Annotated in this window: 24 protein-coding genes; 5 read left to right on the forward strand and 19 right to left on the reverse strand. The window is 62.5% G+C overall.

The features are described from left to right. Positions 1-80: 80 nt before the first annotated feature. The gene (locus M3A49_RS14570; protein WP_266229253.1) at positions 81-1,031 is read left to right on the forward strand and encodes a LysR family transcriptional regulator; all 951 of its coding nucleotides are present in this window, start codon (positions 81-83) and stop codon (positions 1,029-1,031) included. 24 nt (positions 1,032-1,055) lie between these two features. Here M3A49_RS14570 and M3A49_RS14575 read toward each other — a convergent pair whose 3' ends face one another. The 7 genes from M3A49_RS14575 to M3A49_RS14605 form a co-directional block, all read right to left on the reverse strand. Then, positions 1,056-2,093: an NAD(P)H-dependent flavin oxidoreductase gene (locus tag M3A49_RS14575; RefSeq protein WP_266229254.1), complete on the reverse strand. Its 1,038-nt coding sequence runs from the start codon at positions 2,091-2,093 to the stop codon at positions 1,056-1,058. 3 nt (positions 2,094-2,096) lie between these two features. Further along, a complete protein-coding gene (locus tag M3A49_RS14580) occupies positions 2,097-2,651 on the reverse strand; it encodes a cytochrome b (RefSeq protein ID WP_266229255.1) in 555 nt (184 codons plus the stop codon). Positions 2,652-2,674: 23 nt separating this feature from the next. Continuing rightward, positions 2,675-4,345 (reverse strand): cation/acetate symporter ActP, encoded by a 1,671-nt coding sequence (actP, locus tag M3A49_RS14585; protein WP_266229256.1) that lies wholly within the window; start codon positions 4,343-4,345, stop codon positions 2,675-2,677. Then, positions 4,342-4,653, reverse strand: a complete 312-nt coding sequence (locus M3A49_RS14590; protein WP_266229257.1) for a DUF485 domain-containing protein — start codon at positions 4,651-4,653, stop codon at positions 4,342-4,344. Before M3A49_RS14590 ends, actP begins: the two co-directional genes overlap by 4 nt. A 190-nt stretch (positions 4,654-4,843) precedes the next feature. Next, the gene (locus M3A49_RS14595) at positions 4,844-4,999 is read right to left on the reverse strand and encodes a hypothetical protein (RefSeq protein ID WP_266229258.1); all 156 of its coding nucleotides are present in this window, start codon (positions 4,997-4,999) and stop codon (positions 4,844-4,846) included. 61 nt (positions 5,000-5,060) lie between these two features. After that, complete coding sequence (locus M3A49_RS14600; RefSeq protein ID WP_266229259.1) at positions 5,061-5,225, reverse strand: hypothetical protein; 165 nt, start codon at positions 5,223-5,225, stop codon at positions 5,061-5,063. Positions 5,226-5,412: 187 nt separating this feature from the next. Further along, positions 5,413-5,616 (reverse strand): DUF2970 domain-containing protein, encoded by a 204-nt coding sequence (locus M3A49_RS14605; RefSeq protein ID WP_028202250.1) that lies wholly within the window; start codon positions 5,614-5,616, stop codon positions 5,413-5,415. Between the two features lie 451 nt (positions 5,617-6,067). Here M3A49_RS14605 and M3A49_RS14610 point away from each other — a divergent pair, with 451 nt between their 5' ends. Further along, positions 6,068-7,483 (forward strand): PLP-dependent aminotransferase family protein, encoded by a 1,416-nt coding sequence (locus M3A49_RS14610; protein ID WP_266229352.1) that lies wholly within the window; start codon positions 6,068-6,070, stop codon positions 7,481-7,483. Positions 7,484-8,090: 607 nt separating this feature from the next. Here the strand turns inward: M3A49_RS14610 and M3A49_RS14620 are convergent. From M3A49_RS14620 to M3A49_RS14630, 3 genes are all read right to left on the reverse strand, one after another. Further along, entirely contained in the window at positions 8,091-9,065 is a 975-nt protein-coding gene (locus tag M3A49_RS14620) for a LysR family transcriptional regulator (RefSeq protein WP_266229261.1), read from the reverse strand. 199 nt (positions 9,066-9,264) lie between these two features. After that, positions 9,265-9,609 carry a response regulator gene (locus M3A49_RS14625; RefSeq protein WP_266229262.1) on the reverse strand — a complete coding sequence of 115 codons (345 nt, stop codon included), beginning with the start codon at positions 9,607-9,609 and terminating at the stop codon, positions 9,265-9,267. Between the two features lie 204 nt (positions 9,610-9,813). Then, a complete protein-coding gene (locus M3A49_RS14630) occupies positions 9,814-10,473 on the reverse strand; it encodes a response regulator transcription factor (protein WP_266229353.1) in 660 nt (219 codons plus the stop codon). Between the two features lie 329 nt (positions 10,474-10,802). On the opposite strand from M3A49_RS14630, the gene M3A49_RS14635 reads away from it, so the two are divergent. Next, on the forward strand, positions 10,803-11,765 hold the full coding sequence (locus tag M3A49_RS14635; protein ID WP_266229263.1) for a GlxA family transcriptional regulator: 963 nt from the start codon (positions 10,803-10,805) through the stop codon (positions 11,763-11,765). 174 nt (positions 11,766-11,939) lie between these two features. Further along, entirely contained in the window at positions 11,940-12,647 is a 708-nt protein-coding gene (locus M3A49_RS14640; protein ID WP_266229264.1) for an SDR family NAD(P)-dependent oxidoreductase, read from the forward strand. Positions 12,648-12,713: 66 nt separating this feature from the next. Here the strand turns inward: M3A49_RS14640 and M3A49_RS14645 are convergent, their stop codons facing one another. The 9 genes from M3A49_RS14645 to M3A49_RS14685 form a co-directional block, all read right to left on the reverse strand. Next, positions 12,714-13,076, reverse strand: coding sequence for a nuclear transport factor 2 family protein (locus M3A49_RS14645; RefSeq protein ID WP_266229265.1), 363 nt, complete (start codon positions 13,074-13,076; stop codon positions 12,714-12,716). 101 nt (positions 13,077-13,177) lie between these two features. After that, a complete protein-coding gene (locus tag M3A49_RS14650) occupies positions 13,178-13,819 on the reverse strand; it encodes a DsbA family protein (RefSeq protein ID WP_266229266.1) in 642 nt (213 codons plus the stop codon). 183 nt (positions 13,820-14,002) lie between these two features. Further along, positions 14,003-15,868: a biosynthetic-type acetolactate synthase large subunit gene (ilvB, locus tag M3A49_RS14655; RefSeq protein ID WP_266229267.1), complete on the reverse strand. Its 1,866-nt coding sequence runs from the start codon at positions 15,866-15,868 to the stop codon at positions 14,003-14,005. 296 nt (positions 15,869-16,164) lie between these two features. After that, complete coding sequence (locus tag M3A49_RS14660) at positions 16,165-16,365, reverse strand: hypothetical protein (RefSeq protein ID WP_028202259.1); 201 nt, start codon at positions 16,363-16,365, stop codon at positions 16,165-16,167. Positions 16,366-16,488: 123 nt separating this feature from the next. Further along, complete coding sequence (gene dxs, locus M3A49_RS14665) at positions 16,489-18,282, reverse strand: 1-deoxy-D-xylulose-5-phosphate synthase (protein ID WP_266229268.1); 1,794 nt, start codon at positions 18,280-18,282, stop codon at positions 16,489-16,491. Between the two features lie 27 nt (positions 18,283-18,309). Beyond that, the gene (locus tag M3A49_RS14670; RefSeq protein ID WP_266229269.1) at positions 18,310-19,734 is read right to left on the reverse strand and encodes an efflux transporter outer membrane subunit; all 1,425 of its coding nucleotides are present in this window, start codon (positions 19,732-19,734) and stop codon (positions 18,310-18,312) included. Further along, positions 19,727-20,905, reverse strand: coding sequence for an efflux RND transporter periplasmic adaptor subunit (locus M3A49_RS14675; protein WP_266229270.1), 1,179 nt, complete (start codon positions 20,903-20,905; stop codon positions 19,727-19,729). The genes M3A49_RS14670 and M3A49_RS14675 overlap by 8 nt, the downstream gene beginning before the upstream one ends. Next, positions 20,895-24,083, reverse strand: a complete 3,189-nt coding sequence (locus M3A49_RS14680) for an efflux RND transporter permease subunit (RefSeq protein ID WP_266229271.1) — start codon at positions 24,081-24,083, stop codon at positions 20,895-20,897. The genes M3A49_RS14675 and M3A49_RS14680 overlap by 11 nt, the downstream gene beginning before the upstream one ends. A 75-nt stretch (positions 24,084-24,158) precedes the next feature. After that, on the reverse strand, positions 24,159-25,388 hold the full coding sequence (locus M3A49_RS14685) for an MFS transporter (RefSeq protein WP_266229272.1): 1,230 nt from the start codon (positions 25,386-25,388) through the stop codon (positions 24,159-24,161). A 142-nt stretch (positions 25,389-25,530) separates the two neighbouring features. Between M3A49_RS14685 and M3A49_RS14690 the strand changes: the two genes are divergently transcribed. Continuing rightward, a complete protein-coding gene (locus M3A49_RS14690) occupies positions 25,531-26,451 on the forward strand; it encodes a LysR family transcriptional regulator (protein WP_266229273.1) in 921 nt (306 codons plus the stop codon). The last annotated feature ends 72 nt before the right edge of the window (positions 26,452-26,523 follow it).

The raw sequence follows: 26,523 nt of genomic DNA on the forward strand, positions 1-26,523 counted from the left end.
ACTGTGCTCGCGCCGTTCGATCCAGTAAAGTGATGGTAAATGATGAAATCCATCATTATTTGTGATTTCTGGAATTCGCCATGGAGATGCGTCAACTGAAGATTTTCTGTGCGGTGGCGGAGCACGGCAGCTTCACAGCGGCGGCCGAGAAAGTGCACACCGTGCAGTCCAACGTCACGATGCGCGTCAAGGAACTCGAAGCCGAACTCGGTCAGCCACTGTTTGTCCGGCAAAAGAGCGGCGTGGTGCTCACTTCGGCCGGGCAAACGTTTCTGGGCTACGCCCAGCGCATCCTCCAGCTCACGGAAGAGAGCCGCAACGCGCTGCTCGACACCGCAACGCCGGCAGGCACGTTACGGCTCGGCTCGATGGAGACGACCGCGGCAATACGCCTGCCCCAGGTATTGGCCAAATACCGCGAGAAGTATCCTCAGGTCCACTTGTCGCTACTCACCGGCACGACCGCCGAGCTGATCAAGGCCGTCGCGAGTCATCGCCTCGATGGCGCATTCGTCGGCGGTCTTCACCAGAATCCGGTGCTCGCGCAAGACGAGGTCTTCCAGGAGGAACTGGTCCTCGTGAGCAGCTGCGAGTTCGCCTCGCTCGACGACCTCATCCATGTCATGCCACAGCAGACGGTGCTGGTCTTCCGCACGGGCTGCTTCTATCGCTCCACGCTCGAACACTGGTTCTATCAGGTCGGACTCGTGCCCAACCAGGTGCTCGAACTGGGGACGCTCGACGGCATCCTTTCGTGCGTGGCCGCGGGCATGGGCGTGACGCTGTTGCCAAAGGCCGTTGCGCAAAACTACGCAGCGCGCCAGGCCATCGCCCTCCACGCGCTTCCGCGCGAGTTCGCCAACGTCAAGACGGTATTCATCCGCCGCAACGACACATTGGCGACACCGGCATTGAGCGCGTTTGTCGCGCTCGCGCGCGACCAGCTCGCGCTTTCCACTGACAACCCGAAAGCGAAGCGCGCGAGTACGACGAATCGCAAGAGCACGCGGCGTTCGACGGCGGCCGCCTGAGCGCCGCCGAACACCGCGTCAGGGTCAGTATGCGGCGCGGCACTCGGCCGGCTCCCCCTGCGCCAACGCACGGCTTGCGACGTCTACCAGGCCATCGGACATCGCGCGGGCATGCGCCGCAACCGCCGAGGCCGGCAGGCCCGCCACCAGTTCTGCCATGCGCTCGGCCGCCGGCACCACGCTGCCGATCTTGCTGACGCCCTGCCCCGCATAGAGCGAGAGCTTCTGCGCCATGCGCGGTTTGTCGATCAAGCGTGCGCCGCCGCCAACGAAGCGCAGCAGGTTCCACCTGTCGCGATTCGGAATCACACAATGGGGCGTGCCGTACGGCCAACCGAACGAATATCCGGTGCGATACTCGATGTCGTCCACGCTGGCTTCGACGATCTTTTGCTTGTAGAGCGGATGCGCATTCGATTCGTCGGTCGCAACGAACGCGGTGCCCACGAGCACCCCCGAGGCGCCAAGCAGCATCGCGGCCCGGACGTCGTCGCGCGTCGTCATGCCCCCGGCCGCCAGCACGGGACGCCCCTGCGCGACCTCGCAGATCGCTGGCAACAGCGACATGACGCCGATCGTCCCGCGGTTGAGGTGGCCGCCGCTTTCGCTACCCTGCGCGACGACGATATCTGCGCCGTGCCGGATCGCGTGCCGGGCGAGCGCAACCGAGCCCACCTGGACCATGACGACCATGCCGGCATCCTTGGCGCGCGGGATCATGTCGGCCGTATACTCTTCGGCGTAGAACAACGACAGCATACGCGGCCGCTCCTGCAACACGACCCGAAACTGGGCTTCGAACACGGTCGGGCCGCCGAACTTCGGCACGAGATTCACGCCGAAGGGCTTGTCCGTCAGCTCCCGCGTTTCCTGTATCCACCTGCGCAGCGCGAGCGGCGGCAAACGCAGCCCGCCAAGCGTCCCCATGCCGCCGGCATTCGCCACCGCGGCAACCAGCTTCGGGCCGGAAATCGCCGCCATGCCGCCGAGAAAGACGGGATACCGGACGCCGCACAGCTGCGTGACCGCGTTGCCGCCAAAGGCCGATTTGAATTCGCTCATCGCTCAAAGCTCCACGTGTTTGCCAAGCATCCGCTTGAGGGCGTCATTTCCCAGCGCGAAATGATTCTTCAGTGCTCCGAACAGATGCAACGCGAGGCCCAGCAGAAAAGCCGTCTCCCCGATATCGAAGAGAATGTCCACGACCCGTTGCACTGCCACGCTGGGTTCAATGAGCGTGGGGATCGTCAATCCCCCCGGCAACTCGACGGCGACACCGGCTGCCGCCCTGGAAAGCCATACGGCCACCGGCAACAGCACCATGGCGAGCACGAGGCCCACCGCCACGGAGCGGCTGACGATCACTTCGACGGGGTTCGGCGAGCCCACGGGCAGCGGATGATACGAAGAAAGCCGTGCCCAGAGCCGATAGATCGACACGACGAACAGCACAGTGCCCAGCAGATTCTGCATACGCACGAGGCTCGTTCGTTGCGCGTCGTCCGCGCTAAGGATGAGCGCGATGCCGCATCCGACGATCGACAGCAGCAGCGCTGCGACGATCCAGTGCAGCGCGATCGTGATGGGCGAAAAACCCAGACCGTTGTCACGCATTTGCATGATTGTCTCCTTGTTGGCGTTCTCTAGTGGCTGATCGCTCCGGACGCGCCGAACCCGGTCTGCGCGCGGATGGCCTGCCCGCCGAAGTCGTCGCGCTCGCGCTGCGCCTGCTCGCTGCGGTCCGTTGCAGAGCCCAGCCAGGCGAACAGGAACGCGATGGTCATCGACACGATGGCCGGATAATCGTAGGGAAAGATCGCCTTCGCATGGCCCAGCACCGTGACCCAGATGGCGGGCGACAGAATGACGAGCGTGACGGCGCTCACGAGGCCCGCGATGCCTCCGGTAAGCGCGCCGCGCGTCGTCAGCCCCTTCCAGTACATCGAAAGCGCGAGAACCGGAAAATTCACCGAGGCGGCGACGCCGAACGTCAGTGCAACGAGGAAGGCGATGTTCTGATCCTTGAACACGATGCCCAGCAGCACCGCCACCGCGCCAATGCCAACCGACGCGATTCTGGACACCCGCCGCTCGCTCGCGGGATCGGCCCGGTTCTTCTTGAGCACCATCACATAGAGGTCGTGCGAGATGGCGGACGTACCCGCCATCGTGAGCCCGGACACGACGGCAAGGATGGTCGCGAACGCAACGGCCGACAGGAAACCCAGCAGCAAATTGCCGCCGAGCGCCTGGGCGAGATGCATGACCGGCATATTGCTGCCGCCGATCAGCTTGCCTCCGGTCAGGCCACCTACATAGAACGACGGGTTGCGGCCGACAATCGCGATCGCCGCCACGCCGAGCACCATGATGACCAGATAAAAGAAGCCGATGAAGCCCGTGGCAACGAACACCGACTTGCGCGCTTCTTTCGCATCCGGCACGGTGAAAAAGCGCATGAGGATGTGGGGCAACCCCGCGGTGCCGAACACCAGTCCGATCGCAAGCGAAATCAGCGCAACGGGATCGGACACCAGCTTGCTCGGCAGCAGGATGTGCATGCCGTTCCTGTGCGCGGCGACAGCCTGCTCGAACAGCGCGTTCAGCGAAAAACCGAACCGGTACAGTGCGAGAACGGCCAGCAGCGTGCCGCCGAACAGCATCAGCGCGGCCTTGATGATCTGCACCCATGTGGTGGCCACCATGCCGCCGAAGGTCACATAGACCACCATCAGCAGGCCGACCACGACAATCGCGTCGTTGTAGGGGAGACCGAACAGCAACTGGATCAATTGCCCCGCGCCGACCATCTGGACAACCAGGTAAAAGCAGACTACGGTCAACGAACCGAAGGCGGTCATCGTGCGAATCCGGTTCTGGTCGAGCCGGTACGATGCGATGTCGGCAATCGTGACCCGGCCCAGATTGCGGATGCGCTCCGCGAACAGGAACAGCAGCAGCGGCCAGGCGACGAAAAAGCTGATCGCGTAGATCACACCGTCGTAGCCGTGGAAAAAGATCATGCTGGTCACGCCCAGCAACGCCGCCGCCGACATATAGTCGCCGGCCAGCGCCATGCCGTTCTGGAATCCGGTGATGCCTCCCCCGGCGGTGTAGAAGTCGTCCATGGAACGGGTGCGCGACGCCGCCCAGTACGTGATGCCCAGCGTCGCCACGGCGAAGACCAGGAACATCGCAATCGCCGGGAGATTGAGGGGACGCTGTTCAACGTCGTGCAGGATCTCCGCGGCCGCCGCGTGAGTCGCGACGCCCAGCAGCAGCGGGAAGACGAGAGCAAGACCGGCGCGCTTCATGGTTTCGCTCCCGCCAGGATCTGGGCAGTGAGCGCGTCGAATTCGCCATTGGCGCGGCGAACGTACAAGCCCGTGAGGCACCAGCTGCCGACGATCAGCGCGACGCCGATCGGCCAGCCGATATTGACGATACTGTCTGCGGAAAGCCGGATGGCCAGCAAAGCGGGGGCGAATCCGACCAGCACGATGAAGCCGCAATAGGGAATCAGCGTGATAGCCGTCAGCCAGGCAATGTATCTGCGCCGGCGTTTGACCAGCGTGGCGAACAGGGGATTGCTACGAATCCCGTGCAGGGTCGTGGGGTTCATCCGATTGTCTCCGTTCATGGAAGGTATCCGGCTTGCCCTCTCCCGTGATATCGCCGTCGATCCACCGGGGGCTGCCGCTTCTCGTGAACTTCACAATAGGTCGAACCAAAAATCTCCTCAAATGATGTTTCGTGATGGCAGCAATCTGTTTTAGTGAAGCGTGGCGCTTCCCGTCACGATTCCCGAACGCCTACTCCAGCAGGTCCTCGAGCGGGAAGGGTCCCGCCGAATCCATCCAGTCATACGACTCGCCATGGTGAGACCAGGCCCAGTTGCGCGACGGTGCAGCATGGCGCGTTTGCCGGCCTGCTGTTGCGTCGCCTGCGCTGCGCTCAGTTTCGATCATACGAAAGTCCCGTGCGTCATCTTTCACGATATGGCTCCATTGAAATCGGTCATGAAGCCAATCAGATACGCTTGCCGGATTCGGCTTGCCTGTGCGCCTCGAGCAGCGCGGCGAACCGTTCCAGCGCGGCCACGCTGCTGTGAACGGAGTGGTATTCCTGTTGGCCGATACGTGCGTCGAGCACAACCGTCATGCCGGATTGTCGGGCGAGATTGAGGATATCCATCTCACACTCCTTGCCTGAAAACTGGGTGAATCGCGTCGCGTGAATGCAGCGCTTCCTGATAGTCAGATTACGCGCAGCACCACAAAGATCAACGCGGCGCGGACGAAATCACCGTTATGAAACGCCGAACAATCACACGTCTCACGATGATTCGCCGGCGCCCCCAGTTTTCGGCGGCACCGGATGCTCAGAAGCCTTGTGCGGTTCCCGTAGAATGCGCGACCAGCAGCACGACACCCAGTATGCAAGCCCCAATCATCGCGGCCAGCACAACCGCCACGAACGGCAGCCACTTGAAGTTCACGCTGGCGAGATCGGCTTCGTGCGACGCGCTCTTGCGCACGCCGAAGAAGCTCCACAGAACCATGCGCATCATTCGAACGAGTTCCATCATTGACTCCGGTTACGTCGATCAGGTCGATCGGATACCCTGATCTTCAACCTTGCGCACTCACAAAAAAAGCAGCAGTTACGAACGATTCGAGCGATGCAGCCGATGCAGGCGCTGGCTGCCTGTGCGCAACGAACAAACAGAAAAAGAAACGCCCCGGTACTCGCGCACCGGGGCGAAAGGCTTGCCACGCTACAGGCAAAAAGAGCCGCAAGCTCTGCGGGTTTAGGTGATGATCCAGGCACTCGCGCAGTAATCCCGGCGCATCCCGGGAGAACAGACCCGGACTGCGATACGCACTGGCCGCAATGATCCGCCCCCGGCGCAAGCACGTATAGAAGCAGTCGACGCATAATTGAGCGTAGCAGACCGGATTTCCCGTCCGGTGCGCCATGAGAAAATCGATCGAAGCACGAGTCCACCCATGACCTCTCTGGAAGACCCCGGACGCATGACACGCTATGAACGCCTCGCGCAGAGCATGGCCGCCGAGATTCGCTCCGGCAACCTGAAGCCGGGTTCACGCATGCCGTCGCTGCGGCAAATCATTGCGCAACACGGCGTGAGTCAGTCCACGGCGGCGCGTGCTTACTACGTGCTCGAACAGTGGGGCCTCGTGCGCGCCGAAGAACGTTCGGGCTACTACGTCGCGCCGCCCTCGAAGCCCAGCAACGCGGAATCACGCGCAACGACGGGCGAGTCCGCCACCGTCGATATCAGCGAGCTGGTGTTCTCGGTGCTCGACGCCGCCAAGCGCCCCGGCATCGTGCCGCTCGGCTCCGCCTTCCCTTCCCCGTTGCTGTTTCCGCTGTCGCGCCTGGCGAAATCGCTCGGCCAAGCCGCGCGCAGCGTGAGCCCGTGGAGCACGGTGGTCGATCTGCCGCCCGGCAACGAGAACCTGCGGCGGCAAATCGCGCTGCGCTACATGCGGGTCGGCATCTCGCAGCCGGCCGAGGACATCATCATCACCAACGGCGCGCTGGAAGCGCTCAATCTTTGTCTGATGGCGGTCACGCAGCCCGGCGATATCGTCGCCGTGGAGTCGCCGGGCTTTTATGCCGCGCTTCAGGCGATCGAGCGGCTCGGCCTGCGCGCGGTCGAAATTCCCGTCGATACCGCCACGGGGCTCGACCTCGACGCGCTGGCGCAAGCGCTGGACAAGCACCCCATCCGCGCCTGCTGGTTCATGACGAATTTCCAGAACCCCACGGGCGTCACGCTGTCGGCGGCAAAGAAAGAAGCGCTAGTCGAACTGCTCGCGAAACATGAGGTCCCGCTCATCGAAGACGATGTGTACGGCGAGCTGCACTACGCGCCAAACTATCCGCCGCCGGCCATCGCGTTCGACCGGCGTGGCCTCGTCATGCACTGCGGCTCGTTTTCGAAGAATCTGGCGCCGGGTTATCGCGTGGGCTGGGCGAGCGCTGGGCGCTTCGCAGAACGCGTGCAGCGCCTGAAGCTCATGACGACGATCTCGGCGAGCATTCCCGCCCAGGCCGGCATTGCCGACTACCTGGAGCATGGCGGCTACGAGCGTCATTTGAAGAAGATCCGGCTAGCCATGCAGACGCAGCGCGATGCGATGATCGAGGCGATCCGCCGATGGCTGCCTGAAGGCACGCAGTACACGCGGCCCGAGGGCGGCTATTTTCTGTGGCTCACGTTCCGCGAGCGCATCGACGCCATGGCGCTCCATCGTCTTGCGATCGAACGCGGGATCAGTGTCGCGCCCGGCCCGCTCTTTTCCGCGTCACGTGCATTCGAAAATTGCATACGTCTTAACTATGGGCATCCCTGGTCGCCGCGCATCGATGAGGCAATTCGCACGCTCGGTGAACTGCTCCTTCATCCCGATGTGTGTGCCTGATCGCGTTCGATCGATGCGCGCGGCGCCAACCCATGGCAGCCTTAACTGCCAAAGAACAGGTTGCAGAAGCTTGCCGGGCCTACACACGTATTGGCGTCCCGCGCCGGCGTCGTAGCCGGACGCCGCGGCGCCTGATACGTATTCGCCCGGGACGTATCGGCCTGGGCCGTTTGTTGAGCTTCCGTACGCGCGGGAGCGGGGGATTCGGCGTGGACAGCGAAGCTGGCCGACAGCGAGCAAGCAAAAAGGACAGCAGTAAGCAATTTCATTTCAATCTCTCTAGCAAGGTGAGGGAGGCGATGCCTCCGGGGAAACAGCCTGGCCAGATTAATGACTTTCACTAGTCAAGAGAATCCCGTAACCGCGGGAATGATCCTTCCATTCCATGGGAGTATCGGGAAGCCGGCCTGCGCTGTGCGCGCGGATGCTCACAGCAGGCAAACACGGCTCAAATCCACCGTGCGGCGGTAGACGTTCCTGTTGAGCCAGGGAACGAAGGTGTATTCGTCATAAGCAGTACTGCCAACGAATATCCAGTTGTGCAATACGTAAGACTTCGCTACCTCTTCGGCGCTGAACGCCCTCGCTTGCCTCTCGCGGGAAGCCGTCATGCCATCATCGCGAGCGCTTCGCTTCGCTTGATCGGTTGCGGTACGCGTATCACGTCATCGGCACCCGCCTTCGCAGGCGCCCGATAGAACTCGGTGCAGAAGTCGACGAACATCCTGAGCCGTGCCGGGATCAGCTCCCGGTGAGAATAGAAAAGGCAAATTTCAACGCTGCTATCCGATACCGTGCACTCCGGCAGGACGTGCACGAGATCCCCCATATCGATATCTTCGCGAACCATGGCTTCAGGCAGCGTGGCAATGCCGGTGCCGTCGAGCGCTGCCGCGCGCAGCAGCGCCTCGTTGCCTTCCATCGACGACATGGGCGCTATGCTCACTTTCCGGCCGCCCTCATGCAGATCGATGGAGTCCGCACTCTTCTTTCTCGTTTCCGGATCGATCAGCAGAAAATGACTGGCGAGCTTCGCAGCGGATTCCGGTGCACCGTATTGTTCGAGATACGCGGGAGCGGCCACGAGAATGCGAGGCGACCGCAATAGCGTCCGGCGAATCACCGTGGACTGCTCCACGAGCTGAGGCGGAAGCATGGCGATATCGAACCGGCCGTCGAACAGGTTCGTGGCGTGATCCTGAACGGAAACTACCAGACTCACATGAGGCGCGATGGCGCGATAACGTCGTACCAGGCGCGAGAATGTTCCGCCTACCAGCATGGGATGTACGACAAGCCGCAACTTTCCGCCGTTGACCTCATGCTCCATCGCAATGCGCCGGTTCGCCTCGTCGAGCTCTTCGAGCAAACGGCAGCAAATCAGGTAGTACGATTGCGCGGCGTCCGTCAAGGAAACCGACCGCGTTGTCCTGAGCAAGACTCTCGTCTGGACGCATTCTTCGAGCCTGGCGATCGCTTTCGAAACGGAACCGGTGGTCACGTTCAACGATTCGGCGGCCTTGCTGAAACTCTGATACCGCGCAGCGGCGACGAATGCACGCAACATGTAGAGCTGATCCATCTCGCACCTCACAAGTTTATTGCCTGGCCGACGAGTCAAGCGTAGGCGCGCAAGCCGTGCGGCGGTATCGTCCGATATGGTGTGATGCCTTATGCACGCGCGTGCGCGTTTAATCCATTCGGATGGCCTGAACGGGCGGCCGGCATAGCGGCGCTTGCGTCAGACCCGGCAGCGCACGAATTCCGGACCTGCGGCCACGTCACTTTTTCAGCAATTCACTCACCAGTGTGAGAAGTCGTGCGTCATCCACGGGCTTCGAAAAGAAGCCGGCGGCGCCGTTACGTTTTGCCCGCTCGCGCACGTCCTCGGTCACATACGCGGTCACGAAAATGACGGGGATCGGACGCTTCCATCGCTTGATCGACTCGAGCAGCGCAAAGCCGTCCATGCCCGGCATATGGATATCGGCAACGACGAGTTTCAGTTTCGAACGGCGCGTATCGCCCAGAAGCTGGCCGGCGGACGCGTAGTCGACGACGTTCCAGCTCGCCGAACGCAGCGAACTGGACAGCGCCATCCGGACGGATTCATCGTCGTCCACCATGGCGATGGTTGCAGACGAGCGCGCGGGTGTTATCTGGGGTCCGGTGGCCATCGAAAGATGCAGAGAGGTTGAATCTTTCTGCAAAATACAAGCCCGCCGAGTGGCCAGCAATCACACCTTCGGATGATTCTTGCGACAGTCCGTATTAGCGGGGCGAGATCCGCGCGCTGACGCAGGCAGCCATCGCGCAGCGTGGGCAAATGCCTATCTGGCGCTCTGAGGAGCCGCCTGCACCTGTTGCAACTTCTTGATGAGTTCGGCCACGGAGCGCGCATTGAGCTTGTGCATGGCCTGGGCCCGATGGATCTTGACCGTGACTTCGCTCAGGCACAGGAGGTCGGCAATCTGTTTGTTTAGCAGACCTTCCGTCACCAGCCCGATCACTTCGCGCTCGCGTGCGGTGAGCGAATCGTACGCTTGACGGATGCCCGCAACGAGCCTCGCCTGGCGCCGCAATTCGCCATCGCGTTTGAGCGCCGCGGCGACCGTATCAAGCAGATCCTGATCCTTGAATGGCTTTGTCATGAAATCGAAAGCGCCCGCTTTCATCGCCTTGACCGTCATGCCGATATCGCCATGTCCCGTCAGGAAGACGATGGGAAATCGAATACTCTCTTTAAAAGCTTCCTGCTGCAGCGTGAGACCGCTCTCGCCGCGCAACCGGATGTCGAGAATGAGACAGCTCGGCACGTCCGGCATTTCCCCGGCGAGGAATTCGTCAGCCGATTCGAACGCCCGCACCTTGATGCCCACGGACATGAGCAGACTGGTCAGCGCGCCTCGAATAGACTCGTCGTCGTCGATCACGTACACGAGCGAGTCCGGTAGTTGTTCACTTCGCGTCCCAACGCTATCGTGTGTCATCGCTCGATCTTCGAAAAGTTCGTGATGGCGAAAAAGTGCCGATGCTCGCCATATGGTAAGCAATAGCAAGACGTATCGCCACCGCTTGCGCACGGTAAGCCGTGTCTTCCTTTGAAGCAGGCGCCCCCATAAATCATGCGCGGTAGCCCGGCGGCTTTTGGCGCACCACGCCTGGGAACTACATGGCTCATCCCTGCGTATGAGGGACCACATGCCAGCAAGATGCAGCTTCAGCCATTCGGAGAATGGTCAGCCTGACGCTGCACGCTTAACCTTGTTCCAGCGGGTCATCGCGCCATCGGGATCATCGGTCAGGTTGGGTGCGCAAAATGAAAGTCGCTATTGTGGTGCTGGATGGTGTACAGGCCATGGATATGGCGGGCCTGCTCGACGTGTTCTCCGAAGCGAACCGGTTGCTCGGCGAGACGCGCCAGTATCAGGTGCTCCTCATTGGCGTACACGCAGGCGAGGTTGCCTGTTCGAACGCCATGCAGCTTTGCGTGCCATGGGCCTATGCCGACTTTCGCGCAAACATCGATGTGCTGCTGGTAACAGGCGCCGCCCACGCAACGCACGCCCGGCCGAAACAGGATTTTCTGGACTGGCTGCGGCGCCGTGCATTCGAGTCGAACCGATACGGCTGCGTTTGCAACGGCGCATGGCTGCTCGGGCGTGCCGGTCTGCTCGATGGCAAGGAGATTGCCGCGCGCTGGAGCGACGCGAGCCGGATGGCCAGCGAATTCCCGCGTGCCCGCATCCGTCCCGACAAGAACCTGATTCGCGATGGACGCCTGATTTCGTCTGCCGGGGCGGTCGCCGGACTCGATCTTGGCCTCGCGCTCATCGCGCAAGACTGGGGCCAGAAGCTCGCCGAACAGGTGGCAAGACGTCTTGGCGCCAATCTGCAGAGCGAGCCCTACCAACGAAATCCTGACGATGTGCCGCTCACCGATGAAAGTTCGATTATCGGCAAAGTACGGCGCCATATCGACGACCATCTTTCCGATGTGCTTTCGATAGAGCAACTCGCCGAGGCGGTCTACGTGAGCCGGCGCACGCTATCGAGAATCTTTGCGAAGTATCTCCACACGACACCTTCCGCATTCGTGGATCAGGTCCGCGTCGGTGCTGCAAAGCGGCTATTGCAGGAGCGCAACATCCCGATGAAAACGGTTGCGTTCGACTGTGGCTTTCATAACGCTACGCACATGCGCATGGTGTTTCAACGGCGCCTCAAGCTCACTCCCCGGCAATACCGCCAACAGTCCCACACTACCGAGGCCGCCGCCTGAGTGATCGCCGCGTGCACAGCCTCGCGATCCCGCCGCGATTTGTTCTCGCGGCGCAAGACTCTTTGTCCATGGTGTGTGTTCGCACTCGCAACGGATGCGCCTACAGTGCATCCCCATCGGATCCGTCGATTCGAACGGCCAACCGGCCAGCTTACCCATACTGCGAGACACACAATGAGCACTTCCAAGGTCGTCATCGTCACCGGAGCATCGCAAGGCATCGGCGCGGAAACCGTCAAGGCGTTCCGGGCGCAAGGCCATCGCGTGGTTGCCACGGCCCGTTCCATCACGCCGGCCGCCGAGGCCAACTATGTCGCCGTGGCCGGCGACATCGGCGACGCCGCCACGGCTCGCCGCGTGGTGAACGCCGCCATCGAGCACTTCGGCCGTGTCGATACGCTCGTCAACAACGCGGGCATTTTCATTGCGAAGCCCTTCACGCAGTACACCGCCGACGACTACGCCGCGATCCTCAACGTCAACCTGAACGGCTTCTTCCACATCACGCAATATGCGATCGAAGCGATGCAGAAGCACGGCAGCGGCCACGTGGTGAGCGTCACCACCACGCTTGCCGACAAGGCGAACAGTAAAGTCCCGTCCGTTCTTGCGTCGCTCACCAAGGGCGGCCTGAACGCTGCGACGCGGTCGCTCGCAATCGAGTATGCGCGTGCGGGCATCCGTGCCAACGCGGTTTCGCCTGGGGTGATCAAGTCGCCGATGCATGCGCCCGAAACGCACGCCACGCTCGGCGCGATGCATCCGGTCGGTCGCATGGGCGAAATGAGCGACATCGTCAATGCCATTCTCTATCTCGACTCGGCACCGTTCGTGACGGGCGAAATCCTGCACGTGGACGGCGGCCAGAGCGCAGGCCAATAAGCGCTTGAGCATCGCCCGCGCCCCCGGCCTGGATGGGCCGTCGGGGCGTGGGTGCGAGGCGGCCGCTTATGCCACGTTGGTTAGCGTCTTCGTAATGACGAGCCATGTGTCGCGCTGGCGCATGATCGAAAAATAATTGTAGTAGTTGAAACCCAGCATGCGTACGTGCAATTTCGCCGTCGCGATGTTCTTCTGAACATCGAGCATCAGCAGTTCCGTTTCGACCGGCTCGCCTAATTCGGCCGGCGATTTCCTGTTTGCGACACCCGCAAGATACTCGTCGATCGTCTTGTAGTAGGGCTCGCCGTTCACCTCCCCCACCACGATCGCGCGCGCATCGAACACCGTTCTCAACTGCTCCACATCGCCGCGCCAGGTGGCGTCGAAATAGCGCTGGACGAGTTCGACGATTTCGTTGCTATCGTTCATTGCATCACTCTCCTTATGGATTCAAGCCTCGGTCCGGGAAGTCGAAGCGGGCTGCGCAATCGCTCGCGCAGCCCGCTTCGAACAACCTGGATCAAACACGGTCAGGCAAGCGGCCCCTCGATCTCGTTGAGTCTTTCTTCGAGCGCGTTGACGCTCGCATAGCCCGAATGCACGGCGTACGTCCGGCCCTGTTCTTCAAGCAGCAAGGTCGGGAACGACGCGACGCCAAGCGCTCGCGCGCGGGCGAAATCGCGCTGCGTCTCTTCTTTCGTTTCTGCTGCCGCCCATGCCCGGTAGAACGCGTCGGCACGGACCTGAACGCCCACGGCGTCCAGCGCCGTTGCGGCGATTTCACTCAACACGCGTCCGTCGGTCGTATCCAGCCCTTGCACATAGAACCCATTCTGGAGCGCGCGGAACACCGAGAGCAAGGCGTCGCCACTGGCGAAGCGGCGCGCCGCCACGACGGCACGGCACACGGGCTCGGTATCGTAGACGAACCCCTCGCGCCCCATGAACGCTTCGCGGTTGAACGGCAAGCCGCTCAGCGCTTCTACGCGCTGCCAGTGCTGCAGCCGGAAACGCTTGCCGGTCGCGTCAAGAACATCGGTCGCGCCAGCGCGAATCCCGCCGACCACGATTTCCAGTTTCAGGTCCGGCACGCGCGCGACGAGCGCCGAAAGCTCCTTGCCAAAGCCATAGCACCACGAACACATCGGATCGCCAACATAGATCAGTTTCATTCTTGCTCGCTCATGAAGAGACAATGCGGGGCCCGCAGGACCCCATGCCCCGCATCGCTCCCAGCCATCGGAATGACTATAGGGTTGCGGCCTGACTCGATAAACGCCGTAGCCAGAACTTCTTTTGTTACATGGCGGAAAGACGCCATGCGCCCCGCGAGCAGACTGGCGCGGTTGTGCTGGCTAGAACATGTCCGAAGCGGATTGATGCCCTGCACGCGGGCTCCCCGACTCCTCACCATCCCTCGACGGGATGAACGGGCCGGTGATCATGTCCGAATAGCTCATGCCCGGCCCGACCATCGGAAACACATCGGCATCCTGATCGATCATCACTTCGAGGAAAGCCGGACCGTCGAACGCGACGAACGCCCTGAGTTTTTCCTCGACTTCGCTCAGGACCTCGACGCGCTGCGCGAACTCGAACCCGTCGGCACGCGCGGCCATGACGAAGTCCTTTCGATGCAGCGACTTGTCGCTCACGCACAGGCGCCCGTCGTAAAAGAGACGCTGCCACTGCCGGATCATCCCGTCGCCGACATTGTTGAACAGCAGCACTTTGACCGGCACGCCATACGTGGTCGCGGTCTCCAGATCGCCGATATTCATGCGCATGCTGCCGTCACCGTCGATGTCGATCACAAGGGCATCCGGGCGTCCCATCTGCGCGCCGATCGCAGCGGGCAGGCCAAAGCCCATCGTCCCCATGCTGCCCGAGGTGAGAAAACTGCGCGGCTCGACGAAGTCGAAGAACTGCGCGGCCCACATCTGATGCTGACCCACGCCCGTGGTGACGATAGCCCGCCCGCCGGTAATTTCGCTCAACTTTTCCACCACGAACTGCGGCTGAATGAGCGGGCTGGCGCGGTCATAATTCATGCCGTAGCGCTGCTTCAGCTCCCTGATTTGGTCGAGCCACGCCAACGGCGCCTGCACGTGCGCTTCGTGTTGCATCAGCGAAAGCAGAGCGTCCTTCGCGTCGCCCACATGAGTCCAGTGCGCGCGCTTTACCTTGTTGATCTCCGCTTCGTCGATATCGATGTGCGCGACAAAGCGCGCTCGCGGCGCAAAGGCGTGAGGGCGGCCGCCGGCGACGCGATCGTCGAATCGCGCGCCCACGGCAATCAGGAAGTCGCAATCTTCCACCGCGTAGTTCGCGCAGGCCGCGCCGTGCATGCCCAGCATGCCGAGCCCCAGCTCGTGCTTCACGGATATCGTGCCGAGCCCCATCAACGTGTTCACCACGGGAATGCGGAAGCGCTCGGCGAACTGGCGCAACTCCGCCGTGGCGCCGGCCGTCATGACGCCCCCGCCCGCATACAGCAGCGGGCGCTTGCTTTGCGCCAACAGAGCGAAGAATTCGTCACGCCTGGTCGCTTCGAGACGTGCTCCCTTCGCCACCTTGCGAAGACGGTCGGAGTAGCCGCGAAACGCCAGCGTGCCGTGCCCCTGCCACGTGCCGGTCCAGTTCTGGATGTCTTTGGGCACATCCACGACCACCGGGCCGGGGCGACCGGTGCGCGCGACTTCGAACGCCGTGCGCAGCGTCTGTTCGAGCTTGTCCGGGTCGGTAACGAGAAACACCTGCTTGGCGCACGCCGACATGATATTGAACACGGGCGCTTCCTGGAACGCGTCGCTGCCGATCGCGGCACGCGGCACCTGCCCGCAGATGAGGACCACCGGGACCGAATCGCCATTGCAGTCGGCAATCGGCGTTACCGCATTGGTCGCGCCGGGACCCGACGTCACCATGAACACGCCGACCTTTCCGCTCGCGCGCGCGTACCCCGCGGCCATGAAACCGGCGGTCTGTTCGTTGGCGGGCACGACGAGATTGATCTGACGCTCGGGCTCGTCGGCGTGCAGCTCGTTGAAACGAAACACCGCGTCGTAGGTCGGCAGGATCGCGCCGCCGCTATAGCCGAACACGGTATCGACACCCTGTTCGCTGAGTACGCGCAAGATGATGTCGGCACCCGACATCGGTTCGCCGGGCAGCGGCGCTTTCTGGGGGCTTTCTGGATCAATTTTCGGGTTCTGGGTCATACCTGACTCGCACGGAAACGGGCGCTGATGCGATCAGCGGCCAACACAACGGAAATCATTTCCCTTCCGACTCAAGAACAGCGTATGTCCCCTACCAGCTCGTGGACGACGGCTTCAGCGGGTTCTCCGCAAGAAGCACAGTCCACCCGGCACTCTTTTGACGTGCGCCTGGAAATACCGTGAGAAAGGGTTTCAAGAATTCTGACAACGATTGAAGCGGCGCGCGTCAGCAATACGGTTGTTTATGTGCCAGGATGCGTCGCATCCGGGCCACCACGGCTGACGGCTGACCGTTCCTACCATTCGGCAATGCCCACGTCCATGTTCTCGTCGTAGAACGCAACCAGAAACTCTTCGGGCATCAGCCACGAGTCGACGCTCACGGTTTGCGCGCCCACATCGACATCGACCTTCGCGTCGGCGTCCACGGACTTCATCGCATGCACGATCGTCGCAAGATCGTCCGTGCGGATTTCGGTTTTCATCGCGAACTTCATGTTTCACCTCTCTGTCTGGATAACCAGTGTCGATAACTATAGGATCAACGCCCCATGCCACCAACCAGGTCCGCCTCAATTCACTCTTTACATCGCGTAACCCAAACCGGCGGCACCGGGCGGTCATTCAACCTGGTCGAGTACGTCTACCGCCTCGGTAAACGCCAGAACGGCTTCCCGCACGCCTGCGACACCCAGGCCATTCAACCGGAGCAGTTCGGAACGGTCGCCGTGCTGGACGAACGCGTCGGGAAGTCCGAGCCGCAGCATGCGTACGGCCCACCCTTCCGCCGCGATCCGTTCGGCGCATGCGGCACCCGCTCCGCCAATCACGGTGCCTTCTTCGAGTGTCACGATCACCTCGTGCTCGTTTGCAACCGTCAGCAACAAGTCTTCATCGAGCGGCTTGACGAAACGCATGTCGACCACGGTCGCATCGATCTCCTTTGCGACTTCCATCGCGACCGAGAGCAAGGGCCCAAACGCCAGAAACGCCACCCGCGCGCCGCCCTGCTTGCCGGACACGCGGCAAATCACGCCTCTGCCGAGCGGCAGCGTCTCTTTCGTCTGCTCAATGACTTCGGCTCCGGTTGTCGCGCGCGGATATCGCACGGCGCACGGTCCAGCCCACGCCAGGCCGGTGTTCAGCATGCGATAGCATTCCTTTTCATCGGACGGGGTCATCACCACCATATTCGGCACGCAACGCAGGGCCGCAATGTCGAACGCACCCAGGTGCGTGGCGCCATCGCCCCCGGCAATCCCCGCGCGATCCAGCGCGAACAGCACCGGCAGATTCTGCAGGGCGACATCGTGAATCAGCTGGTCATACCCGCGCTGAAGAAACGTCGAATAGATGGCGACCACGGGCCGCATTCCCTCAACGGCGAGGCCGGCCGCCAGCGTGACAGCGTGCTGTTCCGCGATACCCACGTCGATGTAGCGATCCGGATAACGCCCCTCGAATCCGGTCAAACACGAGCCTTCGCTCATCGCGGGCGTGATGCCGAAGATTCGTTCATCCGTCGCCGCCGCGTCGCACAGCCATTGGCCGAATACCTGGCTATAGGTCAGCTTGCCGCCTGTCTTGCGCACCAGCCCTGTTTCGGGTTCGAACGGACTGGGCCCGTGGTAGGCAACGGGCTCCAGTTCCGCGGGTCGATACCCCCTTCCTTTCTTCGTCACCACGTGAATGACGTGCGGCCGGTTACGTGTCTTCACCTCCCGCAGTGCGGCGAGTAGTCTCGCCATATCGTGGCCATCGACGGGACCGACGTAATCCAGACCCAGTGTTTCGAACAGGTTGGCTAGAGGAACATTCGCTTCCTCGCGCCAACGCGTAACCAGCGACTCGAGATGATCATTGAGTCCGCCTACTGCCGGTGAGATCGACATGCGGTTGTCATTCAGAATAATCGTCAGCGGCAGCGCTTCGCAGGACCCCGCGTGATTCAGCGCTTCATACGCCATCCCCGCGGACAATGAGCCATCGCCGATCACCGCAACGACGCGGGCGTCCCGACCGCGCAGCCCCAGGGCCATGCCGACTGCCGCCGATATGGACGTGCCGGCATGCCCGACACCGAACGCGTCGTAAGGCGACTCTTCGCGCGCGGGAAAACCGGCCATCCCGCCCACTTTCCGCACGCTTGCCATGGCCGCCTTTCGGCCGGTCAGGATCTTGTGCGGGTAGCATTGATGCCCCACGTCCCACACCAGGCGGTCGTGCGGCGTGTTGAATACATAGTGAAGCGCAACCGACAACTCCACCACACCGAGGTTCGATGCCAGGTGGCCGCCGGTGCTCGACACACTTTCGATCACGAATTCCCGAACCTCGTCAACGAGGCGCTGAAGCTCACGCTCCTCCAGATCGCGCAGATGGTTCGGGAAATCGATCATGTCAAGCAGGTTCATGACGTTGCTGTCCTTGATGTATTGAGTTCAACCGGCCTTCAGGTCGTCCGTGGTCCAGCCGCCGCCGAGCGCGTGAATGAGGTCGACATTCGCATCGAGTTGCCGCGTGCGCAGCGCGATTACGCTGCGTTGCGCCTCAAGCTCGGCGGATTGCGCCTCGACCACATCCAGGTAGCTCACCGCGCCGCGCTGATAGCGCGCGAGCGCCAGGTCGAGCGCGGTTTGGGCGGCACTGGCGGCGTCCTGCTGCTGATTCGTTGCGGTGCCCAGATCGTCGAGCAACGTGAGGTTGTCCTCCACCTGCCTGAACGAACCCAGCACCACGCTGCGATAGCGTGCGCCCGCCTCGGCCGTGGCCTCCTTCGCGGAATCCAGCTGCGCGTGGCGCTTGCCGCCGTCCAGCAGATACACCGCCAGCGACGGTCCGATCGCCCAGTACGAACTGGAAAGGCTGAGCAGATTCCCGAGCACCGAGCTTTGCACGCCGCCTTGCGCGCTGAGCGTGAGCGTCGGGAAGTACGCCGCGCGTGCCACGCCAATTTTTGAATTGGCCGCCGCGATGCGCCGCTCGGCTGCGGCGACGTCAGGCCGCCTTTGCAACAGGGTCGACGGCACTCCGACCGGAATCAAGGGCAACGCGATCGAATCGGTACTCGGAGCAAGCTGGAACTCCGAAGGCGACGCGCCGACCAGCACCGCCACCGCGTGCTCGAGCAATGCGCGCCTGGCCCTGATCTGAGTGAGTTCGGACTGGACCGATGACAACTGGTTGCTGGCGCGCGCCACGTCGAGACCCGACACGATGCCCGCGCCATGGCGGTTGCGGGTCAAGTCGAGCGCCTTCTGGTACGCGTCCTGGGTCCCCTCGGTCAGCTGAATCTGCTGATCGAGACCCCGCAGGTCGATATAGCTTCGGGCCAGCTCGATTTCCAGGCTCAACTGCGTCGACGCGAGATCCGCTTTCGACGCCTGCCCTTCGTCCTTGCTTGCGGCAACGGAGTCGCGCACGCGCCCCCAAAGGTCCACTTCGTAGTCGACTTCGACACCCAGCGTGGCCGAGTTGTAATCGGTCGGCCCAGTCGGGCTGCGCAACGGCCGCGTGTCCGACTCGCGCTCGCGCTGGACATTGCCGGCAGCAGAAACCTGCGGGTACATCTGCGACTTGACCTGCCTGATATACGCCTGCGACTGCTCATAGTGAAACAGCGCCGCGCTCAGGTCGGGGTTATTCGCGATCAGCCGCTGCTCTAGGTCGTCGAGTTCGGGCTCCTTGTACAGCTTCCACCATCCCGCACGGTCCAGCTCGTCAGCAGGGCTCGCCACGGTCCACGGCCCCTGGGTCTGGTACTGCGCCGCGACGGGCGTTTCGGGCGCCTCGTAATGCGGCGCGAGCGAGCACGCAGCGAGCGCCACGGCACTCACCAGCGTGGCCAGTTTTAGATACTTAGTCATGCTTGCCACCTTTGGCCGTAGACGCGATCACCTGGACATGGTCGCCTTCGACGAGACCATCGGGCGGCGCATCGATCACGCGGTCGCTTTGCGCCAGCCCCGAGCCGATATCGACCGCGTTGCCGAGGTCCTGCACGATCGAAACGGGTTTGAAGTGAACGGTATCGCTGCGATCGACGGTGGCGAGCCGCAGCCCGCGATTGTCGAATATCAGTGCACTGGCCGGCACCCGCAACGCGTCGGCGCGTGCCGGCAGCGCAAAGTGCAGATTCACGAAGTCGCCCGGCAACAGCACATGACCTGGGTTATCGACCATCAACTGGACGAGCGACGTGCCCGATGCGGCGTTCACCGAGTCGGCCAGACCCACGACCGTGGCGGTGAACGTCTTGCCGGGATACTCCGGCACGGTGAAGGTGCCGGTTCCGCCCGGCTTGACCGCCGGCACGTATTCCTGCGGCACGCGCACGTACACGCGCAGCTTGTCCACGCTCGATACGGAGAAAAGTTGCGGCCCCGTCCCGCCACCCGCATTGATCAATGCGCCGACGTCGGTGTTGCGCGCGGTGATCACGCCGTCGAACGGGGCGACGATCCGCGCGAAGCTCCTGGTCGCGACCAGGCGGTCCAGATTGGCCTGCGCCGCCGCTACGCGAGCCTGCTTCGCCACATAGTCCTGCGTGCGGTCATCGACCTCCTGGCGCGACACTGAATCGGAGTCCAAAAGACTTTGCCAGCGTGCGGCGGTCGTTTTTGCAAGCGCGGCATCGGCTTGCGCGCTCGTGAGGTCGGCTTTCGCCTGAATCAACTGCTGATCGAGTTCGGGCGTCTCGATCTCGGCGAGCGTCTGGCCGGCCTTCACCGGTGTGCCGATGTCGACGCTCCACGATTTCAGGTATCCGCTCACCCGTGCATAGATGGGCGCGCTTTCGAAGGCCTCCAGTCTGCCAGGCAGGTCCAGCGATCCACCTGGCGCCTCCGGGGCAGGCACGACAACATTCACGGATGGAACAGCTTGTGCCTCGGTCCAGTCTTTGAGTTGGTGCTCATGCTTCATGCGAAGCGAGACGCCACCCACCACGATGAGGACGGCGAGCGCACCGCCGACAATGCCGGTAAAAGAAAGCTGACGTTGCGCGAGCGCGGCGCGCGTTGTGGGTTCAGAGGACATGGATCGAATCTCCGGTAATCTGCGCGGCCGTCGATGTGCGACCCCGACGCGAGTGGATCATGCAAAAAATAGCGGGCACGAGAAAAAGCGTTGCGGCAGTGGCGAACACCAGTCCGCCAATCACCGCGCGGCCCAACGGCGCGTTTTGCTCTCCGCCCTCGCCAAGGCTCAATGCCATCGGCGCCATGCCGATGATCATCGAGAGCGCCGTCATGAGGACCGGCCGAAACCGGGTCGTACCGGCTTCCAATGCTGCTTTGAACGCATCGCCGTGCCCGGCCAGACGTTCGCGGCTGAAACTCACCACCAGAATGGAATTGGCCGTGGCCACGCCCATGCACATGATTGCGCCCGTCAGTGCGGGCACCGAGAGCGTGGTGTCCGTCGCAAACAGCATCCAGACGATGCCGGCCAACGCACCAGGCAAGGCCGCCACGATCACGAGCGGATCGGACCACGACTGGAAATTGACGACGATGAGCAGGTAAATCAGCACCACGGCGCCCAGAATCCCGAACGACAGACCGCCGAAGGCGTTGTTCATCGTCTGCGCCTGGCCGAGCAGCACGACCTTCGCCCCCTTGGGCGCGTCCTTGGCGTTGGCTGAAACGATGTGGCGAATGTCGGCGGCGACGGCGCCGAGATCGCGGCCCTGGGTCGTGGCGAACACCTCGACCATCGGCTGCACGTTGTAGTTGCTCACCACTTCGTTGCTCGCCGTGCGGTGAATGCTCGCGACCCCGCCGAGAATTTGCCCATCGTTGGCCTCGGCCCCGCCGCTCACCGGGAGATTCACGAGCGACGAAAGCGAATCGACGCTGTACTGCGGCGTCTGGAGCACGATCGAATACTCCACACCATTGGCCGCATTCAGCCAGTAGGTGGGGTCGATCTGGCTCGATCCCGCCATGTGCACCACGAGGCTATTGGTCACATCGCGTTCGGTGAGGCCCTGAAGCGACGCGCGGTCGCGATCGACGTCGATATTGAATTGCGGATTGGCCTGCGACTGCTCGATGCGCGCATCGACGACGCCGGGCACGTGGCGGATCTGACGCAGCAGCGAGTTGGCGTAGGCAAAGTCGGCCGGCAGATTGTTGCCGCGAATCTGCAGGTCAATCGGTGCGGGCGAGCCGAAGTTCAGGATCTGGCTCACGATGTCCGCCGGCGGGAACGAGAACGTCACGCCTGGAAACGCGCGCGGCAGCGATTCACGCAACTTGCGCACGTAGGCGGCCGTCGGCCCATGGCCTTCCTTCAGCGAGATCTGAATGTCGCCGTCCTGCGGGCCGATCGTGCCCGTGTTGTTGTAGGCCGTATTGATGGAGCTGGTGGAAAGTCCAATGTTGTCCACCACGGTGCCCAGTTCGGACGGCGGAATCGTGGCGCGAACCTGGGCTTCCACTTCGGCGAAAACCTCGGCGGTTCGCTCCACGCGCGTACCCACGGGCGCACGCACGTGCAGCAGGATCTGGCCGGCGTCGACATCCGGGAAGAAGTTGCGCCCGAGCAGCGGCATCAACGCGAACGACACCACGACGAACGCAAAGAAGCCGATCACGAACGTGCGGCGACGTTCCAGCACCCGTTCGAGCATCGCGGCGTAGTTCGCGCGCACGCGCTCGAAGCGCTGCTCGAATCCACGGTGAAAGCGCGCCCACCCGTTGGCAGACTCGCGATGTCCCTGCTCATGCGCCTGGGTCTTCAGCAGGTACTTCGCCATCGTCGGCACGAGGGTGCGCGACAGAATGAACGACGAAATCATCGCGAAGATCACAGACTCGGCCATCGGCACGAACAGGAACCTCGCCACGCCATTCAGGAAGAACATCGGCACGAATACGATGCAGATGCAAAGCAGCGAGACGAACGCGGGCGTTACGATTTGTGCCGCGCCATCGAGAATGGCGCTTTCGACGTCCTTGCCTTGCTCCAGGTGCCAGTTGATGTTCTCGATGGTCACGGTGGCGTCGTCCACGAGAATACCCACCGCTAACGCGAGGCCGCCGAGCGTCATGATATTGAGCGTTTCGCCGAGCACCGAAAGCACGGAGATCGAGCCGAGAATCGCGAGCGGTATGGAAGTCGCGATAATGATCGTCGAGCGCCAGCTACCCAGGAACAGCAGGATCATGACGCTCGTGAGCAAGGCGGCAATCATGCCCTCGCGCGCCACGCCCTTGATCGCAGACCGGACGAAGATCGACTGGTCGCCAATCGCGTCGATCTGAAGCGCGTCGGGCAAGGAGGCCTTCGCATCGGCAACCTTCTGACGAATGCCGCCGATAATCGACAAGGTGGATGCCGAACCGTTCTTGAACACGGTGAGCAGCACCGAACGCTTGCCTTCCACGTGAACGATATTGGGCTGCGGCGGGCTGCCGTCGGTCACGTCGGCGACGTCGTGCATGTGCACAACGGTGCCATTGGCGGACTTGATGGGCAGGTTCGCAATGGCCGCGATCGTCGCCGGCGCATCGTTCAGTTGCAGCGTGTACTCGTAGTTGCCGATCTTTTCGGTGCCGACCGGCGTGACCAGGTTCTGCGCCGTCAACGCATTGAGCACATCCTCGGCCGACAAGGAGCGCGCCTCGAGTTCGGACGGCTTGATGTTGATCTGAACCTGCCGGTCCTTGCCGCCAAACGGAAACGGGATCGCAGCGCCGTTTACCGTCGCGAGAATCGGGCGCAACTGGTTCTTGCCGAGGTCCGCCAGGTTCTGCTCCGAGAGGCCCTTGCCCGAAAGCGCGAGCTGAATGATCGGAACAGTCGAAGCGTTGTAATTGATGATGAACGGCGGCGTCGCCGAGGGCGGCAACTGCTTCAAGATCTCCTGCGAAATGGCCGTCACCTGCGCATTCGCGGTACCGATATTGGTGCCCGGCTGAAAGAAGATTTTGACGATGCCGTAGCCGGTCAGCGACGTGCCCTCGATGTGTTGAACACCGTTCACGGTGGTCGTCAACACCCGCTCGTACGGAGCCATCACACGACCTTCCATCTGGTCGGGCGAAAGCCCCGTGTACTGCCATACCACGCTAATCACCGGGATATTGATCGGAGGAAAAATATCCGTAGGGGTACGAAACGCCGACAGAACGCCAACGATCAGGATAAACACGGCCAGAACGACGAAGGTATAAGGCCGATTCAGCGCAACGCGCACGATGCCAATCATGATAATTCCAGTATTGAAGCTGGCATCGCCCCTAACCGCGGCGGATTCCAGCAAGCAGATTCCCGATGCCTTGAATCAATCTGTGTTTGATGGGACCCGGCCCGCGGACTCGCGAGGCGCACCGATCCAGTGGATGGCGGAAGCCACGATGCCGAGTGCGACTCCGAAGGCGACGATGCCCGACCAGCCAAAGCGGCTCATGAGCCAGCCGCTGACCGTCGCACCGAAGGCGCCGCCGAAGAAGGTGGCCGTCATATAGAGGCTGTTGATCCGGCCTTGTGCTTTCGGATCGACTGAGAAAGCGCGAGTCTGGTTAGAAACGAGACCGGACTGCACGCCGATATCGAGCACGATCACGCCCACGATCAGCAGCGTGAGCGACGTGGCCGCGCCGGAAAGAAGCAGGTAGGCAAGCGTTGCAATGCCGATACTCGCGCCGATGACCTTGCGAAATCCCACCCGGTCGGTGGCATTACCACCCAACGATGCGGCGAACGCGCCGGCTGCGCCGATGATGCCGAAGCCGCCCGCCCAGGCGCTGCCGAGGTGCCACGGCCCGCTTTTGAGCAGCGCCGCAAGATTGACCCAGAAGGCGTTGAAACAGGCCCACAGCAACGCCTGGATAATCATCGATTCACGAATCGGACGATTGTCGCGAACGAGCGGCCACAACGAAGCGAGCAGACGCCCATACGAAAGATTCGTGGACGGCACGCCCTTCGGCAGAAGCGTCGCGGCGGCGATAAAGACCGGCACCATGAACGCGGCTTCCGCGCCGTAGACCGCACGCCAACCCCACGCCGCGCCGATCACACCGGCGATCGTGCGGCCGACCAGGATGCCGACCATGATGCCGCTCACGACGGTGCCGACGTTACGCCCCCGCTCGCTCGGCAACGACATGACGGCGGCAAAGGGCACGAGCTGCTGTGGCACGCAGCTCACGATACCAAGCGCAAACGAAGCCGCGATCAGCGCCCAGATGCCGGGCACAACCGCCGCCGTCGCTGCGAAAACGAGTGCGAGCGCGATCTGGGCGAGCACGAGCTTGCGCCGGTCGAAGCGGTCGCCAAGCGGCAACAGCAGCGCGAGGCCGGTTGAGAAGCCGAGCAGCGCCGCTCCCGCGACGAAATCGACTGTTGTGATGTTGACCCGCAGGCCCGCGGCGATCAGCGGCAGGATCGGCTGCGTGCAATAGATGTTGGTGATCACTGCTCCTGCGATGATCGCCATCATGACGATCTTGCCGCGCGATGCGACGGCGGGCGTAGCTGCACGTTCTGGGGTGCTGGGTAAGCCGCTCAAGACAACCTCCTTATTCGTTGAATTTCTCCGGTCTTCGCAGCGAATTGCCGCGATCCAGATTGAGGTCGAACGTTACGCGCTTGCATTTACGAAGAGAATCCCTCACGATCAAGATTCATCCTTCCACTATTTGATAGGGTCCATGAATCGCCTCGAAGCCATGGCCATCCTCGTTTCGGTCGCCGACGCCGGCAGTCTCTCGGCTGCCGCTCGGCGCCTCGACATGCCGCTCGCCACGGTCAGCCGCAAGGTTGGGGAACTCGAGTCGCACCTGAAGACGCGTCTCTTTCACCGCACGACACGAAAGCTTTCATTGACGGAAGCCGGGAGCGCATACGTCGCCGCGTGCCGGCGCATTCTCGAAGACATCGGCGAAGCCGAGCGCGCCGCAACGGGGGAATACGCCGCGCCCAAAGGCGAGCTCGTGGTCACCGCGCCCGTTGCGTTTGGCCGCTTGCACGTGGTGCCGGTGGTGGCGGAATTCCTCGCGCACTATCCGGAGATCGACATCAATCTCCTGCTGACGGATCGCGTAGTTCATCTGATGGATGAACACGCGGACGTCGCGGTCCGCATCGGCGAATTGCCCGATAGCACGTTGATCGCGACGCGCGTGGGCATGGTGCGCCGGGTCATTTGCGCCAGCCCCGCCTATCTCGCGAAGCATGGCGTGCCCGCCGAACCCGCGGACCTCACCGGCCATCAATGCATCACCTTCGAGGCGCTCGCTTCCCTGCGCGCGTGGGCGTTCGGCTCCGGCAAGTCGGAGCAGTCCGTGCCCGTTCATTCGCGGCTTGCCGTGAATACGGCGGACGCCGCTATCGAAGCCGCGATCCTCGGCGTGGGGCTGATACGCGTGCTGTCCTACCAGGTTGCACGCGCCGTTCGCGCCAACGAGCTTCGCGTCGTGCTCGACGCGTTTGAAGCCGCGCCGCTGCCCGTCAATCTCGTGCATGCGGGGCAAGCACCCCTGCCGCTGAAGCTGCGCGCGTTCCTCGACTTCGCGTCGCCGCGCCTGCGCGAGCGCACGGCGGGCGAACTCGTCAGCGCCGTTAGCGCGTGACCGCCTGAGCCGCCCACGCCAAGGCCCTGCGCGCTCGCGCCGGAAGAGAATCCGTTAGCATCGGGAATCTCC

The organism is Paraburkholderia sp. CNPSo 3076, assembly GCF_026343935.1.
GTDB classification, from domain to species: Bacteria; Pseudomonadota; Gammaproteobacteria; order Burkholderiales; family Burkholderiaceae; genus Paraburkholderia; species Paraburkholderia nodosa.